Source organism: Paenibacillus sp. OAS669 (assembly GCF_014873645.1).
GTDB classification, from domain to species: Bacteria; Bacillota; Bacilli; order Paenibacillales; family NBRC-103111; genus Paenibacillus_S; species Paenibacillus_S vulneris.
Map to the genome: position 1 here is coordinate 84592 of NZ_JADBDR010000013.1, position 14352 is coordinate 98943.

Consider the following 14352-nt stretch of genomic DNA (forward strand, 5'->3'; position numbering starts at 1 on the left):
AGCCGAGGCAGATTAGTCCCCGAACATATTGTTTTTTAAAGCCTGCTGCAAATGGTTGATCCGGCTAAAAAGCGGTTTGTTCGCATTATCGTAGATCGGGGTGATGAGCCCGTGAAGCTGAAACAGCGTCGGTTCTCCGCATTTGGCACAGAAGGCGGCGTTTTGCACATTGAGATGCGAACAGCCCTTTTTTAGCAAACCGGGCTCGTCAGAGCAGCGGTTTTGTAGGGGAGCACCGCAATCAATACAAAATTTATCGTTCTCGTTGGCTGTTTTGGAGCAGCGCAGGCAGGTGACTGGTTTCTTATTACTCACAGACCTCTCTCCTCTCATGCTGTTATCTATCCCTCATTTATAGCACTTGGGATTGAATGGATGGAGCCGGTTCAATTTCCGTAATCGGATTATCCACGACATCGCTGTCAAACAGAGTGGATACAAAGCCGGCCTCAATATTAGCTCCGAATAATTGACCGTTTCCGTAGTTTGTCTTTCCGTTCTGGTTCCAGCCGGGCTGGGAGATTTCTCCGACAGCTATGACAGAACCTCTGTTCAATGTATTCACATTGATCGCACCGGCAGCCAAAGAAATAATAACAGCCACAATGGTTCACCCCCGACAAAGGCCTATGCCTTATAGTATTCAGTCCCTCTATTTAGGTTACAGCCTATGGATGCCGTGCGGCTTGCCCCTACCCGTTATGGTTTGGCTTCTGGGTAATCCGGATGTTTTTCTCCACGTGTTGAACATGTTCGTTAATGATTCCTTCATTGCGAAATGGCGCGTCAATCACATCGTCGTCGAGAACCATGCTGGCGACTTTCTTTACCTGATTACGGCCCAGGCTTTTTCCAAAGCCGTAGTTGACTTTCCGTGCGGTTCTCCAGCCTAACGGTTTGTTATCTCCCAAGTCCATGGCCGAGCCATTGTTTAACACGTTGGCATGAATAGCGTTAAAATCAATGGCGCTTTGCTGCATGGAGCTGCCGGTCTCCGCCAGCGTGATGTATCTCATATCCTCAAAGGGGGCGTCAATCAAATCCGAATCCTGCACAACACTCACTGCATGGGTCATGGTAGAGCCGCTTAAGCTGCCAAACCCCTGATTGCTTTTGCTGTAAGAGGACCAGCCGATGGCCTGATTGGTTCCGATAAAAATACCGGATGAATCTTCAATATTGTTGACCAGCAATTTATTGAACACCACACAGGCTTTTTGATGATTCAGCTTCATGGACCCTCCTCCTGCCGGATGTAAGCAATATCGTCTTCTTAACAAGGTGTATGCCTATATTGTATTCCGTCATTCCGTTCTGTTGCTTGGCTACCGAATAAATTGCCCATTTTGTAGTCCCATTCGCGATAAAGCCTTTCCCTCCCCTTGCATCACCTTCAAGATCTTGCTATAATCTTTTTCAACCATTGTTGAAGGGATTTGAAATCATGAACACCACCCTGTTACAACAATTGCATCATTACAAGCAGCGTTAGCACACCTGTACATTTTCGGGGTGGGCTAACGCTTCTCGCGTTGGCCTCCCTGCGGCATACCGAACGCGCAGGACCAAGAGGTCCGGCGCGTTTTTTATTTTATTTGCGAAGAGAGGAATGGGAGCTATGCAAAATGTAAAAGGAACCTACGATTTCTTTGGAAAAGAGCAGGCGCTGCGAAAACAGGTGCAATCCGTACTTCAGGAAGTGTTCGAGCTGTATGATTTTGAAGGAATGGAGTCAACGATCCTCCACGAGCTTGATCTGCTGACATCCAAATATGCAGGCGGCGATGAGATTTTGAAAGAGATGTATCGGCTGACGGATCAAGGCTCACGCAGCCTCGGCCTTCGCTATGATCTGACGATTCCCTTCGCCAAGGTCATTGCTTTGAACCCGGGTATCGAGCTTCCTTATAAGAGATATGAAATAGGCAAGGTGTTCCGTGATGGGCCCGTCAAACGCGGACGCCTGCGTGAATTTTTACAATGCGATGTGGATATAGTCGGAATTGAAGGCCCCGAGGCGGAGGCCGAATTAATGCAGGTTGCCGTCGAGGTGTTCAAGCGGCTGAATATCCCGATTACGCTCCGGTGGAATAACCGGCAGTTCCTGGGTGATCTTCTGGAAAAGCTCGGCGTGGCGCCGGAGATCAAGCCGACGGTCATGCTAACGCTGGATAAAATCGCCAAAATCGGAGCCGATGGAGTTGTCCAAGAGCTGATCGGCAAAGGCTTGGCCCCTCAAGCAATCCGTTCCATGACCGAGCTGATCGAGTGGAACAACCCAAGTATGGAGCAAATCCTGGAACGTTACGATGTCCGTGATTCTGCAGGATACAGGGAGATCCGGGCCTTACAGGAGCTCATCTCCAGGCTTGGGCTGGAGCCGACTTGCAGCTTCGATCCCTTTTTATCGCGCGGCCTCTCCTTTTATACCGGGACAGTGTATGAAATCTTCGACGCATCCGGTTCCTTCACCTCCAGCCTGGGCGGAGGCGGGCGTTATGACGCCATCATCGGCAGGCTGATCGGGCGTGAGGATCTTCACTACCCGACTGTCGGCATCTCATTCGGAATGGAATCCATCATGGCGATGCTGCAGAGCCGCCCCTTGGAAACCAAGGCACCATTAGCGTTGGTTATTCCCATAGGGAATACCATTCCCGAGGCTCTGCTTGCAGCGTCCGAGCTGCGAACGAATGGAATTCGCACCGGGCTGGACACCAGCCGAAGGAAATTGAAGAAGTCGCTTGCCGCCGCCGCATCCCAAGGAATCCGGTATGTTATCCTGGTTGGAGAGGATGAAGCCCGTGATAACAGGATTCGTTTGAAGGACATGGTGGAGATGACAGAATCAGTACTATCTGTAGAGGAGGCTCTGCTCATCCTTCAGAAACAGGCGCTCTGAGCATCCGAAAGAGAAAGAGCGGTCTAAATTCCCACAGTTCGTTGATGGATCCGAATAAAAATGGGTAAACTACGTAAAATAGGCTCATTTTACTACAAAATCACCGTTCAAACGACAAAAAACGGCGATTTTGGCCAGAAAGTTTGACAATTTCGCCTATTCGCTTAAAATTTATTTTATTATGCTATATAATTACATTTGAGCAGTTATCACACGCTCTATGTTTTATCAAGTGTGATTGGATGAAGAACGGATCCAAAATAAGGTTACAATAAAACCCATCCATGCTAAACTCAATTTCGGATGGGGCTTTTACCTGCTCAGAAAGGATGAATACATGATGGACAAGCATCTGAGCGAAACCGATCAGAAGATGCTGTTGAAAGAGGAAGAAAAGCGTTGGCCCAATATTCAGGTGCCGGTTACACTTTCCGATTATTTTGCCAAGCTTACTAAACCGGAGCTGTCAACCATTCGTATGAACCTGGGGATCAAAGGAGCAAGCTCCTTGAAGAAGCAAGAGCTGATAGATGTGCTGGTAGAGCAACTGCCTTCAGCGCTTCCGCAGCTGCTTCAAGCCTTCGATGAAACCCGCTACCAACTATTGAAGCAGCTGGCGGACCGCGGCGGACATGGCTTCAGGCCACTCGAAATGCACCAGCTGGAATACTTCAAGCAAAGAGGAATTCTTTGTACAGGTACGTACAATGGAGACAAGACACTGGTTATGCCTCAGGAAGTGCTAGCATGCTTCAAGCGTGTGGACAGTTCTTCTTATCGGGATCAGGTCCGTAAAAATACGGAGTGGATTAAGCTCACGCAAGGCTTGCTCTACTACTATGGCGTTCTCAGCCTGAATGAGCTGGAAAGGCAAATCAACCAACTGACCGGAGCCCGAATCAAGCTCGGAGATTATACGGCGATTCTTCAGGAAGCCGTCTCCTACTATGAAGAGATGAAGACCGATACGTACGGCTATGCCAGCAGCAGCGTAGAGAATCCGGACAGGGTGATAAGCGAGCAAGAGTCGAGACCTCAAGTGCCCTACTATCCATTTACCAAAGCCCAGCTGCTGCATGCCGGCGCGCCGAATTTCGTCGACCGCAATGAAAGCTATCAGGCGTTTGTGCTTTTCATTCGCAAAAACTATACCATTTCTTTGGACGAGGCGGACTTTATTGTAGAACAATGTGTGGATGCCATCCGCAACGGCCAGTCTCCGGCAGAAGTGTTCAAGCTGCTTCAGCAGCTTCTTGAGATCAATGAATTGGATATGGTCAAAGCATTCATGGATCATATTGCCGATCTCCATAACCATACAAGACAATGGACCATAAAGGGATATACTCCTTCTCAACTGTCTCCTGCTAAGGATGCCTCGGCAGAAGCATCGCCGATGAAGCCGAATGTCGTGACATTTGCGGCAAAATCAAAGGTCGGACGAAATGACCCTTGTCCTTGCGGAAGCGGCAAAAAATACAAAAAGTGCTGCGGACGTTAACCCTTTTCTATACCTGGAACCCTTGATAGGTTCTATAACGAAATAGCTGTCCCCCAGGTAACCATGATCTGCGCGGGATGGCTATTTGTGCTGTGCAGAATAAAAAATTCCATTCCAGGTAACCATTTAGACATGAACAGCACAGATCATGAGGGATGCGTATGCCGCTTTTTTCCTGGCTAAGACGTCACATCGTTCACACCAAGGCCAACAACCATAGTCAAGCCGGGCCCGGAAGAAAAGCCCAGCCTGAACAAACCCATGTACTTGATCGAGCGGTTAGCGTGAACGATCGTATCGCATGGTTCCAGAAGCAATTCCATGACGACGCGGATGTCGTCATTCAATATTTCACCCATAGCTGCGGGACTCCTTGTGCACTCTTGTTTATTAGAGGCCTGATCGATCAGGAGACCGTGCAAAAGGAAGTGCTTCAAGCGGCTCTAGCCATTGAAGCAAGCAATACGGCGGACTTCTGCCGGCAGATGTTCGACGAGCATCATTTGCCCGTTACCGGAATTCAGCTGTCACCTTCCTTAAACCAAGGCTTGCTTTCCATATTGGAAGGCCACGCACTGCTACTGGTAGAGGGAGACTGCCGGGTTCTTGATCTGCCCGTTACCTCTTATCCCAAGAGAGCCATTGACGAAGCACCCAACGAGTCCGTCATTCGCGGTCCGCGGGAAGCTTTTATCGAAAATTTGCAGGTGAATACTACGCTGATCCGCAGAAGGCTCAAGACGCCGGATCTCAAGCTGGAGTATATGAAGATAGGAAGACATTCGCGTACCGATGTCGCCATTAGCTACGTGCAGGGGATTTGCAAGCCGGAGCTGGTGCAGGAAGTGAAGCGGAGATTGTCTCAAATCGAAGTGGACGGCGTTATGGGAAGCAGCTATATCGAGGAATTTATCGAGGATAATCCCTACTCCCCCTTTCCTCAAATGCAGTATACCGAAAGACCTGATGTCGTCTGCGCCTCCCTGCTGGAAGGGCGGGTCGCTATTCTCGTGGACGGTACGCCGATTGCTTTGCTGGCTCCGGTCACCTTTTTCATGCTGATGCAATCCGCGGAGGATTATTACCAACGGTTCATCTCCTCCACCTGGATCCGATGGATCCGGTTTGCGTTTATCTTTATCTCGCTGCTGCTGCCCTCCACTTATATTGCCGTAACGACCGTACATCCGGAGATCATTCCGAAACGGCTGCTCATTACGATCACCTCTTCCCGGGAGGTCGTCCCCTTTCCCGCGCTGATCGAGGCTTTCATGATGGAATTGGCTTTCGAGGCACTGCGTGAGGCTGCCATACGCATCCCCAAATCGATAGGACAGGCCGTCTCCATTATCGGAGCGCTGATTATCGGAACGGCTGCCGTGCAAGCGGGGATCGTATCCGCGGCGATGGTTATTATTGTTGCATTAACGGGGATCGCTTCGTTCATTATCCCGCATTACGATCTAGGATTAGCCTTCCGTTTGCTGCGCTTCCCTATTATGATTCTGGCGGGGATGTACGGGTTGATCGGGATAGCGTGCGGATTGATTCTTATCTACCTGCACTTGCTCTCTCTGCGGTCATTCGGAACCCCGTACCTTACTCCCTTGACCCCTCTCTCGTTCAGCGATTGGAAGGATACTTTCGTAAGAGTTCCATGGTGGTTCATGAGAAGAAGACCTTCTCTTCCATCGAACGGAACGCAAAGAGAACCGAAGCACACAAGAGGCTGGGCACAGCAGGAGGAGGAAGATGGAGATTGAACATGGGTAGCCGCCTTCGAAAAACATTCATTCTGCTGACAGCTCTTCCCCTCCTGCTGCTTGTAAGCGGATGCTGGTCGACCGTTGAATTGAATGACCGTGCCTTCGCGAGGATGATGATTTTTGATAAAGGAAAGGAAGGCATCGAGCTTACGCTCGGGTTCCCGCTCCCCAACCGGATGATCCCCGGAATGGCTGGCAGCGGAGGAGGACCGCAAAGCGGAAGTCCCTATACGTTTATTACCAAAGAAGGCGTCAATGTCGGACAGGCGCTTCGCAACATTCAAATTGATCTGTCTAGAAAAATTACTCTAGGGCAATCCAGTGTCGTCGTCATAGGCAAAGAGCTGGCACAGGAAGGAATAGACCCCGTATTGGAGTTTCTCGCCCGGGAGCCCCGTGTTCACATTAATGCCAGCGTGTTCGTAACGGAAGGAAAAGGCAAGGAGATCGCCAATATTCCGACGATTTTCGAAAGATTTCCGACCGATATATTAACCGCCTATGTTCTTCAGCATGAGACGATGCAGACAACGATCAAAGATTTCCTTATGGCCAACTACACCGGGGGGGATATGATTGCCCCCCTGCTCTACTTCAAACCGCAAAAAATTGCGAGTGAGAAAGGCAAATTACAGGATTGGATGGGCGTTGGCGGCGCGGCCATTTTTAAGAACAAGAAGCTGCAGTCTACCATCGGAGTGAAGGAAATGCGGGGGGCGCTTTGGGTTGTTGGACAGCTTGCTGATGCGGAAATTACGATTCCTTCACCAAGCGACGGACGCAAGGTCAGTTTTTTTATCGAGCATTCCCATACCAAAATAAAACCTCAGCTATCGGGCGGAAAAGCCTCTATTCATCTCCAATGCACAGCGAATGCCCGGCTGCTGTCCTCAGATTCGATGCTGGATGCGGAGGACCCCAAGCAATTGAAAGAGCTGGAACATCAGCTGGAGACGGAAGTAGAAAGACGCATCATGAGCGTGATTGACAAGACACGGGAAGCGAAGGCGGACGCTTTTCAATTCGGCAACTTCATCGCCTGGTACTATCCGAAGCAGTGGAAGACGTTACAGCCGCAATGGGTCGAGCATTATTCCAATCGAACGGCTGAAGTCATCATCCATGCCGATATCGATATCCGGAGGCTGGGAACCGAAACCAAATCCGTCGAATTGGAGGAAAACACATCTTGATTATTATCTTGATGGTATACGCAATCGTAATGTACCTGGAATGGCGGTACTTGACCTGGAAACGAAGAAAGCCCCGGACGTTCTTCATCGTTCTTGGCTACAGCGCTGCGTCCTGGCTCTGTCTCGAGCTCTTGTATTTCATCAGGGAGAAATGGAGGTTAAAGGACTTTATCGAGGCTGTGTTCGGACCTGTACAAGCCATCTTGAAAATCAATGAATAAGGAAGGAGAGACGGGACAGTGAGACAAATCACCCAACAGCAGCTGTTTATGATGTTTTCCATCTACTTGTTTACAAGCACGCTTGGATTATATGTCAATTTTGTTGTCAACACTTCCGGCTATTTAGCATGGTTAAGCGTGCTGCTGGGTGCCTGCCTCTCCCTCCTCATCACCTATTTTTCCTACAGCTTGGCCAAACGCAGGCCGGATCAATATTTCGTTTATTACGGCAGGGGGATCTTGACGAAGTGGATCCATTATCCCCTTGTGGTATTTATCACCATTTGTCTATTATTCATCACAGCCTTTATTTTACATGACTTGGAGGACTTCATCATTCAGGTGTATTTGCCTGCAACCCCCAATTGGGCCATTGCCGTATTATTCGGCGTATGCTTTGCGGTTGCGGTGCGCTGCGGCATCGAAACGATTTTCCGCTGCGCCCAGGGGATTTTCTTTATCAGCATTCTCGGCCTCCTTGCGACCCCTTTTTTTGTAAAAAAAGAAATGGATGTGGATATGGCCGTCGCTTTCATCAATCGCTTCGACTTTGCTCAAGTCTGGAACGGGATGTGGGCGAACGCCTCTCTGTACGGAGAGACCGCATTCATTCTGTACCTCTTCCCGAAAATAGGCAACCCCGGGAAAACGATGCGCACTATCTCCGGCGCCACCTTTACCGCGACCGTTGTCATTTTAATGAACATCTTGCCCGCCATGCTGATCTTCGGACCCAATTTGATGGCCAATATGACTTACCCTGAACTCGAGCTTATTCGATACATTCACGGGAGCACGTTCTTTGAGAATCTGGACCCTGTCCTTATTGCGCTATGGATCACCGGTTTATTTATTAAAATCAGCTTTCTTATGTATCTGATCGTTATGAATCTGGCCCAGCTCTTCTCGTTAAAAGACCACAAGCCCTTGACGCTGTCAACGGCCATTCTTATTATCGGAATGTCCCTATTCGTTGTGGGCTCGACGGCGGAGACTTCGGAGCTGATTTCAAACGGTCTTATCGGCATGATCATCCTCATTGAGGTGATCCCGGCCTTCTATCTGCTCGTCGACCGGATTCGTTCTTTCAAAACAGCGAAGCCCAAATAACCCTCGATTTTTATAAAATCGTCAGCATAGCAAAAAAGCTCATCCGAGAGCTTGAGAAGCCTCGAATGAGCTTTCCTTGTTTCTTACCAGAATCCGCCGTAAAAGCCACCGTACGGATATCCAAACCCGCCGCCGTAAAAGCCGCCGCCATAAGCATAAGGAGCCGTGCCAATGGCTAAGAGATCGAATAATACCAGCGGCGCTAATGCGGATGTTGTGACCTCTTTGCCCTGCTCGGGAGCCAGGATGATCTTATTTCCGCTGATACGAACCAGCTTGCCGCTGACTGTGGTGCCGTCTTTTTTAACGGCATAAATCGTTTGGCCGATAAATTGCTGAACATCCTTTTTGCTGACCGTCTTTTGCATGGGAGTCCTCCTCTATATCCTGAATGTAGGCTAATGCCACATAGCATCTAACTACCCTACATAGTACGGAATAGAAGGAGCGGTTGCTTGTTCACTTGTACCTGTCCGAAGAAGTTAGGGACATGACCCTCGTGACAGCCGTCCCTACACTTTGCGCAGACGTCCCAGCTCGGTCGTAATCGCCTCGATTTCACTAATGCTGAAATTCGGCTTCGAGGCAACCATCTCATAGATGTCCCGCAAATCCTCGTATTGCTCGTCATTTAATTCGGTTGCCTTCAAAGCGGCGCCTGTCGCCATCCGAAGCTTCTTCTTGATCTCTTCGATCATATACGCTGCATTTTCCAATGTATTTTGAGTTAAATCCAAATTGACTCATCCTTTCTCATCTGAGACCGCCAAGGACGTCGACGTTATCAACTTCCTCCGGCTAGTCTTTGGCTACCCCATTGTACCATGTTTTGAGCGGATGCGAGTACTATGTAAACCGTTTGCTGTACAAAACGGCATAGTGGATAAGAAGAGGCGCTTGCAAGATAGATAATCCGGACAAGGACCGGCAGCCTTGAGCCGCAGGCTATTGAAGCCCCTCGCATAAATACTTCACATGCTGCTCGGCCAGCTTTCTGACGTCTTCGTAGGTTTGGTTGTAGCGGATATTGTAGGAGATAAAGCCGTGCATGGACATAAATAAGCTCCAAGGGACGCTATACATCTTCTGTTCGTTGCCCGATTGTCTGGCAATTACGGAACGGACTACCGTGGCGAACAGCTCCAGGCACTGGGCTTGTTCATTTTTCCCGTATCCCTGCAGCTCCGCATCGTTAATCATGAACATGATCTCGTAATGATAAGGATTCTCCAGTCCGAATCGGATAAATTCCAGCATCAGCTTCTCCAGCTGGCCAAGATCGCCCATTCGGGTACGTCTCAGCATCTCTCTCTGTCTTTCCAGCAGCATTTGAAAATCGGAGCTTACCAACGCATGAAACAGCTCCGCTTTTTCCTTAAAATGATAATACAACGCCCCGTGACTGTAACCCATCGCTTTGGCGATGCTTCGCATCGTTAAAGTATGATAGCCGTGTTCGGCGAAAAGCTGCCTCGCCTCCTCCAGTATTCTTTCGCGGCTCAGCTCTTGCGCCACTGCTTTTCTGGCCAACACGATTCAACTCGCTTTCTTGTATATGGTTTTATCTCTATACTTTAATAGTTTATCACTTTATTACTGCAAAGCAAGAGAAAAGATAGGATAAAAGTATGATATCGGAGAAAAAACCTGACGAAGCCCTTTTATGGATGCGCGGCTGCCGTTTAGCGGAGAATAGTAGAAAAAAAGCGCCTTTCGGCGCTGGGGTTGTTGAAAAACCTGAAAATCTGCAAAATTGCTTTGGTACCCCGGTGGGGTATCCCCCTCCGGCCGCTGTTGTTCTCGGAAAAATTTGATTATATTCGCTTTACAGCGGATTTTTTCCGAGAACAAAGGCGGACGCTATCCGCTCCTCCAGGGGATACCCCACCTTCACCCTTCTCATTTTTCTGTACGATTAGGTTTTTCAACAACCTGAATCGCCTTACGGCGCTTTTTTTGTGAAGGGTGTAGTATGGAAAAGCGAGCCGCAGTCAAGCTACGGCTTCTCGGTATGATCCACATATTTCTCTTCCCCCGAGGTGATGACCGCCTGGCCCTGCGTGATGTCGGTCATCCAAGCCACGAAATGGTCCGCCTCCCCAGCCAGAGGAAGACAGAGCAGCGTGACCTTATCCGTAAATTCCGTCTCACCCATCAGCATCTCGCGGTTCCGCAGCTCGTTCTCGACTTTTCCGTGCCACGTATAATCGATCTCAATCCGCACCTCGCGGTGAAGTACTTTGTAAATGGGCTCCGCAGCCGCCAAGCCTGCTACCGCACCGTCCGTGTAGGCACGGACAAGCCCTCCTGCGCCCAGCATAATGCCGCCGAAATACCGGGTAACGACCACAGCTACATTTTTCAAGCCCTGGTTCTTGATGACCTCCAGAATCGGTCTGCCCGCCGTACCGCTCGGTTCGCCGTCATCCGACTGCTTCTGAAATTGATCGCGTTCCCCAACCATATAAGCAGAGCAATTATGAGTCGCCATGGAGTGCTCCTTCTTGATGCTCTCGATGAACTGGATCGCCTCCTCCTCCGTCTCAACCGGCATGGCATGTCCGATAAAACGGGACTTCTTGATCACAATCTCCGAGACTCCGGCCTGTTTGACCGTTTTATAATAGGGCAGCATCCCCCATCCCTCGCTTTCTAAACCATTGCAATACCCTACTGTATTCCATTCTGGAATAAACGTCAACTCAACCCATGAGAAAAAAGCAGCGCACCTCTATCATGCAAAAGGTGAACTGCTTTTTCTGTGCGTTACTTGGACAATCTTGCTTCAAGCTCCGCTTTTTCCTTCTCATAGCCCGGCTTGCCAAGCAGCGCGAACATATTTTTCTTGTACGCTTCAACGCCAGGCTGATCGAATGGATTCACTCCGAGCAGGTAGCCGCTGATGCCGCAGGCTTTCTCGAAGAAATAAACCATATAGCCGAATGTGTAAGGACTCATATCCGGAAGCGTCACGATCAGGTTAGGCACTCCGCCGTCCGTATGAGCAAGCATCGTTCCTTCGAACGCTTTTTTGTTGACGAAATCCATTGTTTTGCCGCTCAGGAAGTTCAAGCCGTCCAGATCGTCGGCATCCGTTCCGATAGTGATTTGCTCTGGCACGTCCGCCACTTGAATAACCGTTTCGAACAAGGTACGGTTGCCTTCCTGGATGAACTGCCCCATGGAGTGAAGATCTGTCGAGAAGTCAACGGAAGCAGGATAAATCCCCTTGTTGTCTTTACCTTCGCTCTCCCCGAACAGCTGCTTCCACCACTCGGATACGAAGTGAAGGGAAGGCTCGTAGTTGACGAGAATTTCTGTTGTTTTGCCTTTGCGGTACAAAGCGTTACGAACCGCTGCGTATTGGTAGCTCGGATTTTCATGCAGGTTCGGGTTGGAGAACGCTTCTCTAGCATCAGCCGCTCCGCGCATCATGGCTTCAATGTCAACGCCAGCTGTCGCGATCGGCAGCAAGCCTACCGCTGTGAGCACGGAATAGCGTCCGCCTACGTCATCCGGAATAACGAAGGACTCGTAGCCTTCTTCGGTAGCCAGCTTCTTCAGAGCCCCTTTGGCTTGGTCCGTCGTTGCGTAGATACGCTTGCGCGCAGCTTCTTTGCCGTACTTTTTCTCCAACAGCTCACGGAAAATACGGAAGGCAATCGCAGGCTCCGTCGTTGTACCGGACTTGGAGATCACGTTAACGGAAATATCCTTGCCTTCGAGCAGCTGCAGCAAATGCGTGACATAAGTGGAGCTGATGTTGTTTCCGACGAAATACACTTCAGGCGTTTTACGCTTGTCCTTCGGCAAAAGGTTATAGAAGGAGTGGGACAGCATCTCGATCGCTGCGCGGGCCCCTAGGTAAGATCCGCCGATACCGATAACGACAAGGGCGTCGGAGTCAGATTGAATTTGCTTAGCCGCTTTTTGAATGCGGGCGAACTCTTCTTTATCGTAATTGACCGGAAGATCGATCCATCCCAAATAATCGTTTCCTGCACCGGTTTTGTTATGTAATTGCTCATGGGCCAGCTTGATCGGCTCCGCGAGATAATCAACTTCATGCTGTTGAATGAAAGATAAGGCTTTACTGTAATCAAAAGAAAACTTGGCGCTCATTCGGATTCATCCTCCTTGAATTTGGCTTTCTATTCTTTCAATTAGAATACTGTACTTCACAAAGGAAAAGCAAGCGACGCATTCACACCGATACTGGTAAAATGCTACAATGGACACAGAGGTGATTCGATGAAAAGGATTGGATTTATCGGATTAGGAACTATGGGTAAGCCCATGGCGGCCAATCTATTGAAAAAGGGCTACGACGTTGTCGTGTACAACCGAAGCTCGGAAAAAGCGGCTGAGCTCGTATCGCTTGGCGCACGCACGGCATCAACACCGTCCGCCGCGGCTCTGGACATGGATGTCGTCGTATTAATGCTGAGCAACGATGCCGTCGTACTCGAAGCGGTCCTTGGCGAACAAGGAATCATCCATGGGGTGTCGGCCGGACAAACGGTCATTGATTGCAGCACGGTGTCTCCCGATACCAGCAAGCGCATCGCGGGCGAGCTTCTCGGACGAGCCGTCGATTTTCTCGATGCTCCCGTAACCGGCAGCAAGCCTGCAGCGGAAAGCGGTACGCTTGTCTTCATGATCGGCGGCGAGCAGGCTGTTCTGGAGCGGCAGTGTCCCGTATTTGAAGCCATGGGCTCCAAAATCGTCTACATGGGTCCTACCGGCTCCGGCTCTTACGCCAAGCTGGCGCATAATACGATGGTCGGCATTAACGCGCTCGGGCTGGTCGAAGGCCTATCCATCGTGACCAAGGCGGGCCTGGATGCAGAGCAGTTTCTGCAAATCGTATTTGCAGGCAGCGGCAACAGCAAGCAGGCAGAGCTCAAGGGCGGCAAAATCATCAACCGCGACTTCAGCAATCAGTTCTCGCTTCAGCTGATGCTCAAGGATTTGCTGCTGGCTAACGAGGTCACCAACCGCTTCCAGATGCCGTCTCCAATGCTCAAGGCAGCGGCAGGCATATTCCAGATGGGGCTCAGCAAAGGGCTCGGCGATGCTGATCTGTGTTCCGTAGCTCAAGTCTACGAGGACTGGATGCAGCAGCAGATCGGCAAGGCTTCCCCCGTGGTGGAGGAACGCCGCAGATCAAGCCGGGTGCAGCTGAACATTCCTTTGCATCTATCCGTTCATCAGTGGGAGCAGGAAGGCGCCTTTACCGGTCAAACGATCCCGGGTATCCTGTACGACTTGTCCGAGAACGGACTGCAAATCATCTCCCAGTTCCCGCTGGCCGAGGATATGTTTGTCGTCATTCACTTCCCTAAGGAGGCCGTTCTGCCGCCGGTAACCGGGCGAGTCATCCGCATCGAGAGTGACAATAACGGCTCCTTCCGCTACGGCTGCCTGCTCTCCGGACTGGCTCCTTTTGACAGGCTGCAGCTGGAGACCTATATTGCCAGCCACCTGAATCAACAATAAGAGCTTGGCTCCGTCAGGTTACGATGTGAACCACCAAAGCTTTTTTCATCCATTGGCGCTCCCCTAAGGATGCAAGCTTTTCTCGACAATAGGAAAGTCCTTCACTACGATCATGCTTTAGTGAATTAAACCTCCTGCCGGGAGAAAAAATACCCTGCTG

16 protein-coding genes are annotated in these 14352 nt (G+C 50.1%); 8 read left to right on the top strand and 8 right to left on the bottom strand.

Annotated features, from left to right (window positions below; genetic code table 11):
* Positions 1–12: 12 nt before the first annotated feature.
* From GGC63_RS24630 to GGC63_RS24640, 3 genes are all read right to left on the bottom strand, one after another.
* On the bottom strand, positions 13–315 hold the full coding sequence (locus GGC63_RS24630; RefSeq protein WP_079913890.1) for a hypothetical protein: 303 nt from the start codon (positions 313–315) through the stop codon (positions 13–15).
* 37 nt (positions 316–352) lie between these two features.
* Complete coding sequence (locus GGC63_RS24635; protein WP_079913889.1) at positions 353–604, bottom strand: hypothetical protein; 252 nt, start codon at positions 602–604, stop codon at positions 353–355.
* 88 nt (positions 605–692) lie between these two features.
* Positions 693–1235, bottom strand: a complete 543-nt coding sequence (locus GGC63_RS24640) for a hypothetical protein (RefSeq protein WP_192704589.1) — start codon at positions 1233–1235, stop codon at positions 693–695.
* A 383-nt stretch (positions 1236–1618) separates the two neighbouring features.
* Between GGC63_RS24640 and GGC63_RS24645 the strand changes: the two genes are divergently transcribed.
* From GGC63_RS24645 to GGC63_RS24670, 6 genes are all read left to right on the top strand, one after another.
* Entirely contained in the window at positions 1619–2902 is a 1284-nt protein-coding gene (locus GGC63_RS24645; protein WP_192704590.1) for a histidine--tRNA ligase, read from the top strand.
* A gap of 337 nt (positions 2903–3239) precedes the next feature.
* Positions 3240–4403, top strand: a complete 1164-nt coding sequence (locus tag GGC63_RS24650) for an SEC-C metal-binding domain-containing protein (RefSeq protein WP_192704591.1) — start codon at positions 3240–3242, stop codon at positions 4401–4403.
* 161 nt (positions 4404–4564) lie between these two features.
* A complete protein-coding gene (locus GGC63_RS24655; protein ID WP_192704592.1) occupies positions 4565–6166 on the top strand; it encodes a spore germination protein in 1602 nt (533 codons plus the stop codon).
* Between the two features lie 2 nt (positions 6167–6168).
* Positions 6169–7362, top strand: coding sequence for a Ger(x)C family spore germination protein (locus GGC63_RS24660; protein ID WP_225948486.1), 1194 nt, complete (start codon positions 6169–6171; stop codon positions 7360–7362).
* Positions 7359–7583, top strand: a complete 225-nt coding sequence (locus GGC63_RS24665) for a hypothetical protein (RefSeq protein ID WP_192704594.1) — start codon at positions 7359–7361, stop codon at positions 7581–7583. Before GGC63_RS24660 ends, GGC63_RS24665 begins: the two co-directional genes overlap by 4 nt.
* An 18-nt stretch (positions 7584–7601) precedes the next feature.
* The gene (locus tag GGC63_RS24670; RefSeq protein WP_192704595.1) at positions 7602–8693 is read left to right on the top strand and encodes a GerAB/ArcD/ProY family transporter; all 1092 of its coding nucleotides are present in this window, start codon (positions 7602–7604) and stop codon (positions 8691–8693) included.
* Positions 8694–8776: 83 nt separating this feature from the next.
* Here the strand turns inward: GGC63_RS24670 and GGC63_RS24675 are convergent, their stop codons facing one another.
* From GGC63_RS24675 to GGC63_RS24685, 3 genes are all read right to left on the bottom strand, one after another.
* The gene (locus GGC63_RS24675) at positions 8777–9061 is read right to left on the bottom strand and encodes a 50S ribosomal protein L33 (RefSeq protein WP_079913881.1); all 285 of its coding nucleotides are present in this window, start codon (positions 9059–9061) and stop codon (positions 8777–8779) included.
* A gap of 144 nt (positions 9062–9205) precedes the next feature.
* Entirely contained in the window at positions 9206–9430 is a 225-nt protein-coding gene (locus tag GGC63_RS24680; RefSeq protein WP_192704596.1) for a DUF1128 domain-containing protein, read from the bottom strand.
* A gap of 208 nt (positions 9431–9638) precedes the next feature.
* A complete protein-coding gene (locus GGC63_RS24685) occupies positions 9639–10223 on the bottom strand; it encodes a TetR/AcrR family transcriptional regulator (protein WP_079913987.1) in 585 nt (194 codons plus the stop codon).
* Between the two features lie 98 nt (positions 10224–10321).
* Between GGC63_RS24685 and GGC63_RS24690 the strand changes: the two genes are divergently transcribed.
* Positions 10322–10507 (top strand): hypothetical protein, encoded by a 186-nt coding sequence (locus GGC63_RS24690; protein WP_192704597.1) that lies wholly within the window; start codon positions 10322–10324, stop codon positions 10505–10507.
* A gap of 182 nt (positions 10508–10689) precedes the next feature.
* Here the strand turns inward: GGC63_RS24690 and GGC63_RS24695 are convergent, their stop codons facing one another.
* Positions 10690–11328 (bottom strand): YigZ family protein, encoded by a 639-nt coding sequence (locus GGC63_RS24695; RefSeq protein ID WP_079913878.1) that lies wholly within the window; start codon positions 11326–11328, stop codon positions 10690–10692.
* Between the two features lie 131 nt (positions 11329–11459).
* Positions 11460–12815 (bottom strand): glucose-6-phosphate isomerase, encoded by a 1356-nt coding sequence (locus tag GGC63_RS24700; RefSeq protein ID WP_192704598.1) that lies wholly within the window; start codon positions 12813–12815, stop codon positions 11460–11462.
* A 129-nt stretch (positions 12816–12944) separates the two neighbouring features.
* Between GGC63_RS24700 and GGC63_RS24705 the strand changes: the two genes are divergently transcribed.
* Entirely contained in the window at positions 12945–14192 is a 1248-nt protein-coding gene (locus GGC63_RS24705) for an NAD(P)-binding domain-containing protein (protein WP_192704599.1), read from the top strand.
* The last annotated feature ends 160 nt before the right edge of the window (positions 14193–14352 follow it).